We start from the raw sequence: 13,301 nt of genomic DNA on the forward strand, positions 1-13,301 counted from the left end.
TCTGTGAAGGGTGGGTGCGCTTCGGCTGCGGGACAGATTCGTCCCGGGAACCGCTGGTGCGTCAATTCGAGCCCCTTCAGGCGGGTGCAGGTGAGCAGCGGCGGCCTTGGGGACGGGTGGCTGGTTGTGCTCTGCCGGACGGTGGCACTGGCACAGAACGGGCCACTGTTCCAACCGACCCCGCGTGATGCCCCCCTGAGGGAAGCTCGCAAAACCATCCGTCGGGCCTCTGACCAGCCAGAATCACTGTCAGCTCACGATGCCTCAGCTCATCCGGCGACGGGAGCAGATGAGTACCGTCGCCATAACTCCGAGGGCCAGGTAGTGCTCGGTCCGGTGCTTCGGGTGAGCCCGGTTCTGATCTTGGTCAGCATCTGGTCGACGAGGTGGAGGGCTCGTGCCCGCGTCGGCACTCCGCGTGCTGTGCCCGTCCAGTAGGCGTCGGTGAGTTCCTCGGTTGCTCTGAGGGTGCGGTCGTCGGCCTGGGCGGCGAGCACCAGCACGAATCGTACGTAGTCGCCTACGTCGGTGCCTTGCGGGTGCTGGTCGGCGAAGCCCGCCAGGCGCGGGGTCAGGGCGGGCAGGGTGCGGTCTGTCGGGAAGACGATGGCGAGGCTGGCGAGAACCAGCCGGACCGCCGCGCATTCGGCTGACCATCGGGCCAGCAGGTCCGGGGTACAGGATTGGACGGCAACCCGAGTCCGGACCTCGCTGGTGGGATCGGCATGCTGCGGGGCGGCCGGCCAGGTTGCGGCGAGGTGGCGTTCGGAAACGGTGGCGGCGCTGAACAGGAGCTGCACTGCCTCGAACCGTTGACGGGGCGGCACCCGGTCGTCGACAGCCAGCGCCGCGAGCAGAGCGATGCCGTCGGCGGTGGCCGACTGGCACGTGTCCTGGTGGAGGATCTCGTTGTAGAAGTCCGAGAGGAAGCTCCGGTCATTCCAGGAGGGATCGACCTCGAGGTCAAACAGCATTGCTGCCTGAGGCGGCCTCTGACCCGGCAGGCGGTCGGTAATGACGTCCCGGAAGAGTTGCCGGATCGGCGGACCGGAGACGATCGCTTCACGTGAAGGAACGTGCCAGGTCGGCTCGGGTTCGGCGTGCGTGTCCATGACGAGCGCAGCCTACGTCAGCACCTCGGGCCGACAGCCCGCCGCCTGGGCGAAGAGACCGGTCGAGGATCGCTGCCCACCATCAGGGACCCACCAAGCTGGTCACCTTCCCCATCACCAGACGCGGTCTCGCCACTCCTCAGTGGGAATGCAACCTTCGGTGACATCACAGCAGCGCTCGGCCCAGATGGGAGCGACCAACACGGGCCTGCTCAGGACGACGTCGCCGGCGCGTTGAGCGCGCAGGACGACTCCGAGAGTCTCAGAACCTGGATCCGCGTGCTGCGAGTACCGTAGATCGTGGCCGTTCGTGGACGTGTACTCGGTGAAGGCGTCTTCGAGTATGGACGGGACACGGCCGACGAGCCGTAGCCCGTCCAAAGTGATCTGTGGACCGCGAAGTGCGTTCACTGCCACGCAAGCCAGGCTGCCGGCTTCGTAGTAAGTCGTCACAGCCGGCGCGACCGATGTACCGACAAGAGAGAATTCCGAACTCGCCGCAGGGCTGCCATAGCCGCCACGAGTGGAGACAGGGCTCAATACGTCTGCGACTGACGCGGCCGCTTCGTCGTGCGACATCCCGAAACGCAGCGGTCCAACGCCCTCACCAGCGAGCATCTCCCATTGAACTCGGTCCGCTTCATCGACAACCGTCCAGACGCCCAACTTGCGCACCGCCTCAGTCTTGATCACAAAGCCGCATACCAGGCTGCACAGGTTATCGATCTTTCCGCGCTCAGATGCCTTCGGCTTTTCACCAGGCTCCGCCGGGGCGCGCGGACCGCTTGAAGGCCGCTTCACTCGGGACGGGTGAGCGTTTCCTGGGAACCGGATCAGTCCCACCAGAAGTCCCAGTGGTGGGCGCCGGTGATCCGTTCGGCGTACGCGGTCAGTGCGCAGGGTCTGCTGCCCTGCCAGGTGTTGTCCGGGCAGATGGCGAAGTGCTCGGCCGCGATCAGTAGAGCCTCGTGCTCGTTGCCGATGGCACGGCGACGCTGAGGCGCAGCGTGGCAAAGCCGACCGCGACGACACGGGATCCGAACCGGTGCTCCTCGTCGCGAACGACTGCGGCGAGCTGCGCGGTGTCGTTGCCGTAGTTGCAGGGCCCGGCCCAGCCCACGGCAGTCAACGCCTCGGCGCCGGACGCTGTGGCGACCGGCCCCAGGTGTGTCTGTGGGCGGTCGGCGAGGAAAGCCTGCGCGAACTCGGAGGCCAGTTGCTCGGGGTTCGTTGCCGTTCGCCGCCGGGGCGCGAGGCCGGGCCAGATCTGTCCGAAGGGAGCCGTGACGGTGAGGCGCCTTTCGGTATCGAGCATGTCGTCGTCTTCGTCGACGGCGGTGTAGGTAGCCCACCACCGTGCGAGGAGGCCGGCAGGATCGTGGCTTGCCGGGGAGGGCTCTCCCATCACCACAAGACGTCGGCTTCTGTCCGGCGATCACCGCGTGCCTTACGACTACTCTCAACTGCGTGAGGCCACTTGAGGAGCGGGCGATGGACAACGAGATTCAGCTGATCAGTGACGGTGATGGACTGGCGGTCATCGGGAATGCAACGGATGTCGAACGCTTCCTCGTCTCGGAGGGACTGTCGTCGAGAGACCTTGGACTGCAACGGCTCAAGACCGTCTTCGATACCGGGGCTGCACTTGCTCAGGCCGGTTCGGAGATTTCCGCCAACTCCGGTCGCTGGGTCAAGCTGACTCCGAAGTCTGCCCTGCTCGTCAAGAAGTACGGGCTGAGGGAAAGCTCGAAGACGGGACTCAGCACAGGTATCGTGAAGGGGCACAAGGGCCAGATCAGGGGATTCGTCGAATTCGCGAAAGCGCCTCGATCGCTTCTGACCAACCCGGCGATTCTCGCCAATGCCGGGAGGATCATGGCGCAGGTTGCGATGCAACAGACCATGGACGAGATCACCGACTATCTCGCCGTGATCGACAAGAAGGTCGACGACGTGCTGCGCGCCCAGAAGGACGCTGTGTTGGCCCGCATGATCGGAGTCGGCTTCGTCATCGAGGAGGCCATGACCATCCGGGAGAAGAGGAGCAGGGTCGACGAGGTCACGTGGTCGAAGGTTCAGACCGCACCGGCTACGATCGCCGAAACCCAGGCGTACGCATTGCGTCAACTCGACGCAGTAGCCGATGAGATGGAGAGCAAGACCAAGATTGGTGATCTCGCCGCAACGGCCAAGGAAGCTGAAGACCGCGTTCGGGAGTGGCTCGCTGTACTGGCTCGCTGTTTCCAACTGCAGGACGCGATCGCCGTGCTCGAACTCGACCGGGTGCTGGATGTGTCTCCGGAGCAGCTGAACGGGCATCGCCTCGGCCTGAAGGCTGCCCGGGCGGACCGGTTGGAACACATCTTGCGGAGCACCGAGCGTCTGGTGGCAAGGATGAATGTGGCTGCTGGGACGGCCAACGCGAGGGTGCTGCTGCACCCGACCAAGTCCCCGGCGGTGGTCCAGGCCAGTAACCATGTCGCGACCGGCGTCCATGACTTCCATGGGCGGCTCGGGCTTGAGTCCGGTAGCCGGTCGCCGGAGGCGAGACGATGGGTGGACGCGGCAGCGGAGGCGAGGGACAAGGCGCTTGAGACAGGAGCAAAGGGCGTCGATGTGGCCAAGAGCCTTGGCATTGAGACCCTCGACCGGGCCAGCTTGGTAAAGGGCAAGCTCTCCGGCGGGATCGCCGAGCGAGCGCGCCGTCGCCGCGGGGACGAGAGGGAACGCGACGAGGAAGGCTGAGCGAGCGCCGGCCGTCAGCCATGTACGCAGTCCGACTACACCCTCAACTGCAAAGGGCCTGGCAAAGCCTCTCTGGTGTGATCGTGGCTCAGCCGCAATGCTTCCAGGCCGAGCTCATCTGCTCCGCGTGCGCTTTTGCTTGCGGTACCGGTCCAGGACGTCTTGACGGAGCAGGAAACCGAAGCCGGCGGACTCCAGGCGCAGGCCCAGTTGGGCCTCATGGATGCCGAGATCGGCTGCAGTGTCCGCGATGTGCCAGTCGTTGGCGGCAAGCCTGCTGAGAAGGTGACCGCGACGGACCTGACTCTCCGACAGACGGAATGTCTTGAGGTAGGCGATCCTGCCCCTGCCGTCAGTGATGGCCTCACCGATGTGACTGTCCTGCTTGGGACGGAACTCCGGCAGGAAGCGGGAGAGTGTGAAGCCTCCCATCTGGTAGACCGACTGCCAGGTGTACGCGTGATCCAGCAGACCGCCCGCCATGGTCGTGTCGTGAAAATGCCCCCAGGCGCGCTCCTGTTCCGCAACAGCCGTGCGCAGGTGGGCCAGGGAGCGGATGTGCGTGTCAGCGATGCGGGCACGGAAGTCCTGCACCGGCGCCATCAGCGTGGCGTAGTGATGGATGAGTTCGCCGTACAGGTCCTGCAGGAGTGTCGGGTGGAGCGCACGGTAGTCGTCGGGATGCGGGACCGCGAAGGCGGCCGCGAGCGCGTCGGCGACGTAGACCATCACGCCGCATTGGTTGGGGTGGATCTCGAAGACGCGTAGCGCGTCGGCGAGTCCGCGTACTTCGGCGCCCACGTAGGCTTCCTCGACCCGCGGGGAGAGGCCCTGGCGGATCGCACGCTGCGACCACTCTTCCCAGGCGAGTGAGGGACCGCCGAAGTGCAGGGCCAGATAGCCTTCCAGCGCCAGGTGCATGGGGAGGAACCGCAGCCTGTCCTTGGCCTGGCGGCGGGCCATTCTGCGATGGAAGCGCAGGCTCATTGTGGCGCGGGGAGGCGAGTTGCCGTCGGCCGAAAGCTGGGTGCCGTAGGCGGCTGCCGGCGTGCCGTCCCCGGTCCACGTGGCGACGAACCCGTGCGGGATGTAGGAGACATAGGCATGTCGCGGGTCGACCTCTACCAGGCCGACCGCATCGTCGTAGAGCTGCGGGTGCAGACGGAGATCGTTGACAGGTTCGTCACGCACGAGTGGCACGAGACGGACGGCACCCCAGACTTGTGAGGGGCGGGTGGCGAGACCGGTCAGGTCCAGAGTGGTCATCGCGCCCGCTCCTGGTGGTGTCCGCTGTTCATTCGGGCGGCACGGGTGTCCATGTAGGTGATCAGTTCGGCCAGTCCGGTCCGTCCTTCCGCGAACTGGGCAAGTTCCACCAGCGCGGGAAGGTCCTCGGCGTCACGGATACCCGCGGTGGGCACGGCCGCGGACAGCCGACGCACGTCGAAATCTGCTGCGTCGTAGACAGGGTTGAGATGCACGATGCTGGTGTGACGCTCGGGGTCGAGCCGGGTCCGCCAGATGCGCAGCACCTCGGCGGCCAGGCCGGGAGGTGCGTTGTCCCATCCATCGGAGACGATCACCAGCCTGGACGGTGTGGTGTCCAGCGCGTCGAGGATCCGCCGACCCACCGGCGTCGGCCCGTACGGATAGGTCAGCAGCGCGTCAGTCCGACCGGATGTCCACAGCCCGGTGTAGTTGTCGGCGAGGGCCCCGAGCAGATAGTGGCACGCCAGGGAAACGGCCAGCGGTCGATGACGCTTGTGAACCGAACCGAAGGAGGAAAAGCTGTCGTCCAGGACGGCGGTGACCTTGCCCCAACTGCCACGGTGGGATCCAGCCACCCGGCCGGCGGCCGATTCCAGGGCGTGGGTCAGCTCGGCGCGTCGGTGCAGGCGGTCCTGGACCGGCAGTGAAAGCACATAGGTCGCCAACCGCGTCAGCGGCATCCTGGCCAAGTCCGCCTGTATCCCCGTGGTCCCGATCTTGTGCGCGGAATCCTGGAGCCGCAAGGTCTCCAGGCGGGTCATGCGTGGAGCTATACGCTCCAGGAACACATTCCGGGGGATGCCGTGTTTGGCGGCGAAGCCCTCGGCAGCTGTATAGGGCAACTCGTAGAGTGCGGCCTGCTCGTAGTGCGCGCGGCGCCATGTCTCCAATAGCGGTGTCGCATAATGCTTGCGGGTCAGCGGCACGAACAGGAAAGTTCCCAGCTCTTCGGTGGCGGGGGAAAGGTGTGCGTGGCGGAGGGCTCGCTTGAGACCGCTGCGGTACTTCACGGCATCGAACGCCAGGTCCGGTCGGGCGGACAGCCAGTCACGGATGATGGCGCGGGTGCGGCGGTTGTTCACCCCGGCCCGGCGCAGGGCATCGAAGAGCCCGTAGACGCGTTGCGGCGGCAGCGTTGCCAGACGGCTCGCAATGAGTCGGCCCTCGCTGCGACGCTGGTCGGCAGTGGCGTCACCGGTAGTCTCCAGCAGCCGTCGGATGATGAGCGCTGCGTTGTGGTCGTTGATGTCGAGGGCAAGGACCCCGGCGTACAGGTCTCGGTAGTTCCCCAGCATGTAGGCATGGAGAAAGTCCAAGGACAGCCGCTGCTCGCCCGCGTCGCTGTGGAATTCACGCTGGCCAGTGGAGGTGATCGCCGCGTTGACGAAGAGCAGCACATCGTCGGCTGCGATGAGGTCCCCGTACGAATCCATCCGATTCTTCCCCCCACAGGTGCGGATGCCGGCCGGGGAATAGGGGCACGAGCTGCGAATCATTGCTTCAGAGGCAGGTTCCGGAAGTCGCACCGGAGTCCCGCGGCCGGCCACAGGACCGTAACAGAGCAAGCCACAAGCCCTCTACTGACTTCTGTCGCCGTAGATTCCGCCGCGCAGGCCTGCCGGCGATGGAGTTGCAGGCGAAGATCGCGCGCACTGCCCGGCCGAGTCCTTGCGGGGCCTGGTAGGTGGGGTGCCTGGGGCCACCGCGAGTGAAACGCCGCAGCCCTGTCCGCCTCCGCGGTGCCCAGCCGGAGAGCGATGGCGTACTTGACCGTCCGGTCGCGCTGCTCGGCGATCAGGTCCCAACGGATCGCCCGGGACAGCGAGGCGCCCAGCAGCGGCCGGCTGAGCGGAGTGTCGTCTGCGAAGGACAGGCGGATGCTGCCGATGCAGGAGAGCCGTGGCAGCGGACGGAAGCTCAGCAGTTCGGTGAACACGAAGCTCACGACCTACGCGGCGCGGCATATGCGATCGCTGACTTGCCCGCGACGGCAGCCGGTCGTCGCGGCATTGAGGGCCGGTAAGATCCGCGGGTCGTCTTACCGGGGAGGGGCCATGGCCGAGGGCCGCGAAATCACCAACAACAGTGCGGACAGCGCCGCCGATGTCGTGGGCGAGGCGGCGGTGCAACTCGTGTACCACCCGCAGCCCGCCGACACATTGGTCGGTCTACGGGTCCGGCAGCGGATCAAGCGGTGGGGGCTGCTGCTGCGCGGCGTGTTCCTCACACTGTGGGTAGGGCAGTGGCTGTTGGGCACCGTCAACCGGGGCAGCGTCGACGTGGTCTCTACCGTTCTGTTCCTGTTCGTTGTCCTGCTGGTGGCCGGCTATCCGCGGCTGCACGCCGCCCAGGTTCAGCGGATCGTCGCATGGCAGGGGGAGTACCGCACCACTGTGTCCCCGGCCGGAATCGCCACCAGCAGCGACCACTGCACGCTCATTCAGAAGTGGTCGGTCCTCCAGGGCTACCGGGAGACACGCGGCCACTTCGTGCTGCTCAGCCGGGACCCCAACATCATGTGCATCGAGGTTCTCCCCAAGCGTGGACTGACAACGGCCGACGACGTCGACCGGCTGCGTGCCCTCCTGGACCGATACTCCAACCGGGTCTGACGTAGGCGGGTACACGGAAAGGGCTCGAACCGACATCTGGGCGCGGCGGGCCTGCCGCGGGGCGACTGAGATTCCCGTACCGGGCCGGTGACCTGCTGTTGGCCGTGGTGTGCTCTGGTGGGGTGGGAGATGCCGCATTGTGTGCGTCTGCGGCAATGACCTTCCCGCCCGTGTGGAAATCCAACCTGCTCGCCCTGCAAGGAGCCGATTCGTCGCGCTGCCGGAGTGCTGGCTGGCCGTAGGCAACTGCTGGGACCTGAGAGAGGTCTGGGGGAGGCTGGCAGGCGGTGGCGCGTGATCCTGGCGGAAGTTCGTCGCCGGCCGCTCCCGCGATGCTCTGCCAGGCAGTGCTACGCGAGAGTCGTCCTATGGAGCGGTTTGAGCTGCTGGTCGGTACTCGGGTGCCGCTGCCTGGCGAAGTTTCCGGTGTTGATGTCAGTGGCGTACTTGACGGTCTGGTCGCGCTGCTCGGCGATCAATGTCGATCTTGACCAGGCGTTTCAGCCTTGCGTGGGCCTCTGTGATGTCGTTCGACAGTAGTTCGTGGTCAAGGGCTTGGACGACATCGCGGGCTTTCAGCGGGCCGGTGGATTGCTTGAAGGTGGCGAGGCTGCGGGCGTAGTCCGCGTGATCGCCAAATGCTCGCGATTCGGTCTCCGCCTCCCTCCCGTAGACGCGGCCCTGTAGTTTGCCGATCCGGGTTGGCGTGCATGGGACGCGATCTGTCCGGCCACAGCTGGTGCCCCTCGCGTCCATCGAAGCCCTTCACCTGGCGAGCGACGCACATGCCAGAGAGGGACGATGTGGGGCCGAGCTCGTTACCGCAGCTGCTGGCGCGCTTACCGGCTGTTTACGTGCTGTGCAGGCACGATGGAGCGCTGACCACGTCGGGAAGGGCGCGCATCCATCGGAGATTTGACGACCAGTGAGAAGTTGAACCCTTCTGTCTTCGTCGCCCGGCCGAGCGATCTCGGTAGACCTCTCGCTTCCACCAGTGTGGCAGTACCGAGGGGATGGGCGGGCGCCAACCGCCCAGTGGCACTACACATGGATACGTGTTTGAGAGATGGCTGAAATGAAAGAGACACCCACTCAGCCGCCGCGTCCGGGATATGAGCCTGGACCAATACCGATCGAGGCTCCCGAACGGCCTTGGCACCGGCCTGAGATTCCTAGGAACCCATCACAGCTTCGCCCAACGATCCGGATACGGCTGACGCTGCTGTACGGTGGCATGTTCCTGATCGCGGGAATACTTCTCCTGGGGATCATTTACCTCCTGACGGCCCGTGCCCTCGATGACAGCAATGCCGGGTTTCGAATCCTCGAGGGCTACGACATGAGGCTGCAGAGTGATGTCTGCCCTCAAGTCGGCCAGGCTCAAAACATCAGCGAGTTCAACAGCATTCTCGATCTCTGCTTGGCAGATCGGCGAACTGCAGCGCTCAACACACTCCTCCACCGGTCCCTCGGTGCCCTGGTGGCCCTGGCGGTCTTGGCGTTCGCCTTCGGGTATGTGATGGCGGGCCGTGTGCTGTCGCCGCTGGGCCGCATCACGCGCACCGCGCGCCGTGTGGCCGGCACGGACCTGTCCCGCCGCATCGAACTGGACGGACCCGACGACGAACTGAAGGAGCTGTCCGACACCTTCGACGAGATGCTCGACCGCCTCGAACGGGCCTTCACGGCCCAGCAGCGCTTCGTGGGCAACGCGTCGCACGAGCTGCGCACCCCTCTCGCGATCAACCGCACCCTCTTGGAGGTTCATCTTTCCGACCCCGGCGCCCCCGTGGAACTTCAGCAACTCGGCAAGACCCTCCTTGCGACCAACGAGCGCAGCGAGCAGCTTGTCGAGGGCCTGCTGCTGCTTGCCCGCAGCGACAACCAGATCGTGGAGCGCAAGCCCGTGGACCTGGCGGAGGTCGCCTCGCAGGCGATCGACCAGGCACGGTCCGAGGCAAACGACAAGGGTGTGGAGATCCGTGGCGAGCGCAAGGAGGCAGTGGTCCAGGGCAACGGTGTGCTGCTGGAGCGCATCGCGCTGAACCTGGTGCAGAACGCCATCCGATACAACGTCCCAGCGGACGGCTGGATCCAGGTAGACACCGAGGCCCAGCACGGCCAGGCGGTCCTGGTCGTGGCCAATACCGGCCCGGTGGTCCCCGCCTACGAGGTCGACAACCTCTTCGAGCCGTTCCGCCGGCTGCGCACCGAGCGCACCGGGAGTGACAAGGGGGTGGGTCTCGGGCTGTCCATCGTCCGGTCAGTTGCACGAGCTCACGGCGGAACGGTGTTTGCCGTGCCACGTGAAGGTGGCGGGCTGACGATTCGAGTGCAACTGCCGCAATAGCAACACGGGCTTGATCTGTACGCAGGGTGGCGACGGCTACGGTTTCGGCATCGCCCGAGGCGTACCAAGCGCGGGCGCATCTCCACTGGGAGGGGAGGTAGCCTCCCCATGGGGACGGTGATCGGAACCGAGCCGGAGCCGATGCGCCCATGCCGGAGCAGTCTTGACCCTGTCCCGGATATGGGTGAAGGGACTTCCCTCCCATCCTCCACACCGATATCCACCAACTTCTCAAGGTGCCACCGCCGCCCGATGCCGGTGGACACGCTGGCGACTGGGCGGATGCCCGGCGGACGACCGGAGTACGTGCACGGCGTGCTGGTCACCGACGTCTACCTGCAACCGGTGATGGCGGGCAAAGCAAGACCCCGCCATGGCCATGCATAAACTGCTCGTCGCGGGCCAGATCGAGTCCTTCGTTGTACTCGGACGGCCCGACAGCTGGATCATGTTCCAGACGGCCATGATCGACCCGGACCGGCTACGAGCCCGAGGAGCAGTGGTGACCGACTTCAAGACCGCCGACGCCGCCGCCGTGCACGCGACGCTGACCGTCGTCCGCGACTGGCAATGGGCCTGGTCGGGCGACGAGGTCCCCGTGCTCATGGCGCACCTCGGCTGGACCACCGTCGAATCGGTCCCCGACGGCCCGATCGTCGCCCGGGCGACGTGGGACCTCGGGAAACTGCTGCAGATGATCAACATCTCCCACGGGCAGGTCCGCAACCTCGATATCCGGTTCTCGGGCATCAGCCACTGGCCGGCCGTCGACGAGGACGCCGCCCCGATCAACGACAGCTTCGTCGAGGTGCTTGCCGCAGCCGAGTCGGTGTTGGGCCCCGCGGACGAGTCGCACCCGGGCAAGACGCCCTCGCAGGTATGGCACCTGACTGACTGCGTCGTGCGGATCACCCGCACCACCGCGGGGGTCACCGCCGACTGGACCGAGCGCAAGTACTTCGAAGAGCGGCGCGACCTGGACTTGAGCGCTCTGAAAGACTGGAGCGACTTCTTCGGCCGGCTGCGCCGCGACCTGGCGGACCTCGCCGATGAAGACATCGTGATCCTGCTGTACGGCGACCGCGGTGTGCAGTTCGCGCAGACCCCGCGGATGCTGCTGACCGAGGCGATCATCAGCCCGGGCCCGCTCCTCGCGCAGCCGTTGCCGGAACAGGAGCACGCGGAGCTGGTCGCGCTCGGCTGGAGCCCGCCTGACGTGCCCCACTTCACGAACTGGCACCTCGAGTTGCCTTGGCCCGCCACTACGGCGCAGTACGACGCCACGACGTCCAGGTTGGTGAAGACGCTGCGCGACGTGCTGGGAGTGCCGAGCCCGTCGGATCTGACGATCAAAGCGTGGAGCGACAAGACCCACGAGCCGTTGAGCCTCTTCATCGTAGCTTGAGCGGTTCTCGGTGGCAGGCGTCAGCGCTGAGTGGCGGTTCGTCGCCTGTGACCGCGCGCCTCCGCCGGGTGCCGTTACATCGAGCGAACGACGGATCGGCCGACCGCAGGACTTGACTTGGCCAAGCCATTGCAGACGCGGCCTCGCGGAGCTACAGGATCAGCGAGGCAAGGCGGAGTCCGGCCTGGTAGCGGTCCGCGAGCTTGTTGAACCGGGTCGCGACGGTGCGGAACTGCTTGTGCTGATCGAAGCACCTCTCGACAGCGTTGCGGTGCTTTGTACGCTTCCGCGTCGAAGTCGGCTGGCCGACCGCTCCGGGAGCCCCGCCGGATGCGGATGGCGACCTGGTCAGAGCGTTGAGGGATCGTAACGGCCATGCCATATCGCCTGCACCAGCCGCGGATCGCCCGGGACGAACGGGCCTTGACCGCCGGGACCCGGTCCGGGCCGGTACGTGGCCCACGCCCCGGCGCGCGGTACGCGAACAGCGTCAAGTAGCGTCTCAGACATGGTGGTCGAGCCTGCCCACCCCGGGCGGCGCGACTCAGCCGTTGGATCCCAGCGCATGACGAGTCCCGCGCTGGAAGTCACCTCAGGCAGCCTCGTGCAGCACCAACATGGCGCCACGAACCTGGTCGACACTGCACGTTCGAACCACGACCCTCAACCAGTTGGCACCCGGCACCCGGTTTCGCGGCCGGATGGCGGCAGGATCCGTCGAGGACGCTGGAGGTATCAGGCTGTCCCCACCTCACCGAGCCACCCTCATAATGCGGTGCGATCGGTTTGGCCACGGGAGACACTCGCGCAATGGCGGATCAGGTTCAGGAGATCGTGGGGCTGGTCGGGAAGGTGCTGGGGCCAGAGGCCATCGGCTCCTACCTCCATGGGTCCTCCGTGCTCGGCGGCCTCAAGCCGGCGAGCGACGTGGACGTACTGGTCGTCTCCCGGCGAGGGTTGGACGAGCGGGAGCGGCGGGCGCTTCTGGCAGGGCTGCTCGGGATCTCCGGCTCCCGGAACGGGGCCCGCCCGGTCGAACTAACCGTGGTCGTCCAGGCTGAGCTCCGACCGTGGCGGTATGGGCCGACCTGCAACTTCCTGTACGGGGAATGGTTGCGCGCCGAGTACGAGGCCGGGGAGGTTCCTCGGCCGGAGCCGACGCCTGATCTGGCCCTGCTGATCACCATGGTACTGGCCGGAAACCACCCCCTCACTGGCCCTCCGCCTGCTGAGGTTTTGGATCGCGTCCCGCAGGCCGACGTCGTCCGCGCGAGCGTGGCGGGCGTACCCGGCCTGCTCGGTGATCTGGATGGCGACACCCGAAACGTCCTACTGACCTTGGCGCGCGTCTGGACCACGCTCGCTACCGGCCAGATCAGGTCGAAGGATGCCGCTGCCGACTGGGCCCTCGCCCGGCTCCCGCCCGAACACCGCCCCGTCCTCGAACATGCCAGGCAGCTGTATCTCAACTGGCGTTACTGCGATGAGACCTGGAGCGACGAGCTGAGAGCTCAGGTGCGTCCGCATGTGGACAGGGTGCGGGTGGAGATCGACCGTAACCGGGACTCCTGCCGAAGGCCTCGACGTTCACGCCGGGGATGAGTGCATCTCAGGAGTGCTCTGACGTGCACCTTGGAGCGGAGGTTTCTGCTGCTCGATGTACTGACGGACGGTCGTCAACGGTGCTCCGCCGCACGACGCGGAGAGGATCGACTCGCAGCGGGAGAACGAGTTGAAGTGAACTCAACGAGACAGGGGCTAACTCGGGCATGCCCATGTCAGAATGCCGATGCGCGTCGCTCACTTGC

The 13,301-nt window shown here is 66.1% G+C and carries 11 protein-coding genes and 2 pseudogenes; 6 read left to right on the forward strand and 7 right to left on the reverse strand.

Annotated elements, in window-relative coordinates; all coding sequences use genetic code 11:
* Positions 1-269: 269 nt before the first annotated feature.
* The 3 genes and pseudogenes from DN051_RS37975 to DN051_RS37985 all read right to left on the reverse strand — a co-directional run bounded on the left by DN051_RS37975 (position 270) and on the right by DN051_RS37985 (position 2,517).
* A complete protein-coding gene (locus DN051_RS37975) occupies positions 270-1,112 on the reverse strand; it encodes a hypothetical protein (protein ID WP_112441385.1) in 843 nt (280 codons plus the stop codon).
* 114 nt (positions 1,113-1,226) lie between these two features.
* Complete coding sequence (locus DN051_RS46775) at positions 1,227-1,805, reverse strand: hypothetical protein (RefSeq protein ID WP_246040752.1); 579 nt, start codon at positions 1,803-1,805, stop codon at positions 1,227-1,229.
* A 140-nt stretch (positions 1,806-1,945) separates the two neighbouring features.
* Positions 1,946-2,517, reverse strand: a pseudogene (locus DN051_RS37985) (DUF4253 domain-containing protein).
* Positions 2,518-2,603: 86 nt separating this feature from the next.
* Here DN051_RS37985 and DN051_RS37990 point away from each other — a divergent pair.
* Positions 2,604-3,857: a hypothetical protein gene (locus tag DN051_RS37990; protein ID WP_112441387.1), complete on the forward strand. Its 1,254-nt coding sequence runs from the start codon at positions 2,604-2,606 to the stop codon at positions 3,855-3,857.
* A 114-nt stretch (positions 3,858-3,971) separates the two neighbouring features.
* On the opposite strand, the gene DN051_RS37995 is transcribed toward DN051_RS37990, so the two are convergent.
* From DN051_RS37995 to DN051_RS47600, 3 genes are read right to left on the reverse strand one after another with little or no spacing between them, the layout of a single operon-like run.
* Positions 3,972-5,123: an ARPP-2 domain-containing protein gene (locus DN051_RS37995; protein ID WP_112441389.1), complete on the reverse strand. Its 1,152-nt coding sequence runs from the start codon at positions 5,121-5,123 to the stop codon at positions 3,972-3,974.
* Positions 5,120-6,559 (reverse strand): hypothetical protein, encoded by a 1,440-nt coding sequence (locus DN051_RS38000; RefSeq protein ID WP_112441391.1) that lies wholly within the window; start codon positions 6,557-6,559, stop codon positions 5,120-5,122. The genes DN051_RS37995 and DN051_RS38000 overlap by 4 nt, the downstream gene beginning before the upstream one ends.
* 59 nt (positions 6,560-6,618) lie before the next feature.
* On the reverse strand, positions 6,619-7,071 hold the full coding sequence (locus DN051_RS47600; RefSeq protein WP_199314784.1) for a Tn3 family transposase: 453 nt from the start codon (positions 7,069-7,071) through the stop codon (positions 6,619-6,621).
* Between DN051_RS47600 and DN051_RS38010 the strand changes: the two genes are divergently transcribed.
* From DN051_RS38010 to DN051_RS38020, 4 genes are all read left to right on the forward strand, one after another.
* Positions 7,004-7,738: a YcxB family protein gene (locus DN051_RS38010; RefSeq protein WP_246040754.1), complete on the forward strand. Its 735-nt coding sequence runs from the start codon at positions 7,004-7,006 to the stop codon at positions 7,736-7,738. The genes DN051_RS47600 and DN051_RS38010 overlap by 68 nt on opposite strands.
* A gap of 368 nt (positions 7,739-8,106) precedes the next feature.
* Positions 8,107-8,229 carry a hypothetical protein gene (locus tag DN051_RS47360; protein WP_281289046.1) on the forward strand — a complete coding sequence of 41 codons (123 nt, stop codon included), beginning with the start codon at positions 8,107-8,109 and terminating at the stop codon, positions 8,227-8,229.
* Between the two features lie 575 nt (positions 8,230-8,804).
* Positions 8,805-10,088, forward strand: coding sequence for a sensor histidine kinase (locus DN051_RS38015; protein WP_425471700.1), 1,284 nt, complete (start codon positions 8,805-8,807; stop codon positions 10,086-10,088).
* A gap of 373 nt (positions 10,089-10,461) precedes the next feature.
* A complete protein-coding gene (locus DN051_RS38020) occupies positions 10,462-11,493 on the forward strand; it encodes a DUF6301 family protein (RefSeq protein ID WP_112441396.1) in 1,032 nt (343 codons plus the stop codon).
* Between the two features lie 151 nt (positions 11,494-11,644).
* Here DN051_RS38020 and DN051_RS46785 read toward each other — a convergent pair.
* Positions 11,645-11,985: pseudogene (locus tag DN051_RS46785) on the reverse strand (transposase family protein); the annotation flags it as partial.
* A gap of 318 nt (positions 11,986-12,303) precedes the next feature.
* Between DN051_RS46785 and DN051_RS38030 the strand changes: the two are divergent.
* On the forward strand, positions 12,304-13,095 hold the full coding sequence (locus DN051_RS38030) for an aminoglycoside adenylyltransferase family protein (protein WP_112441399.1): 792 nt from the start codon (positions 12,304-12,306) through the stop codon (positions 13,093-13,095).
* The last annotated feature ends 206 nt before the right edge of the window (positions 13,096-13,301 follow it).

This window comes from Streptomyces cadmiisoli, assembly GCF_003261055.1.
GTDB lineage: Bacteria > Actinomycetota > Actinomycetes > Streptomycetales > Streptomycetaceae > Streptomyces > Streptomyces cadmiisoli.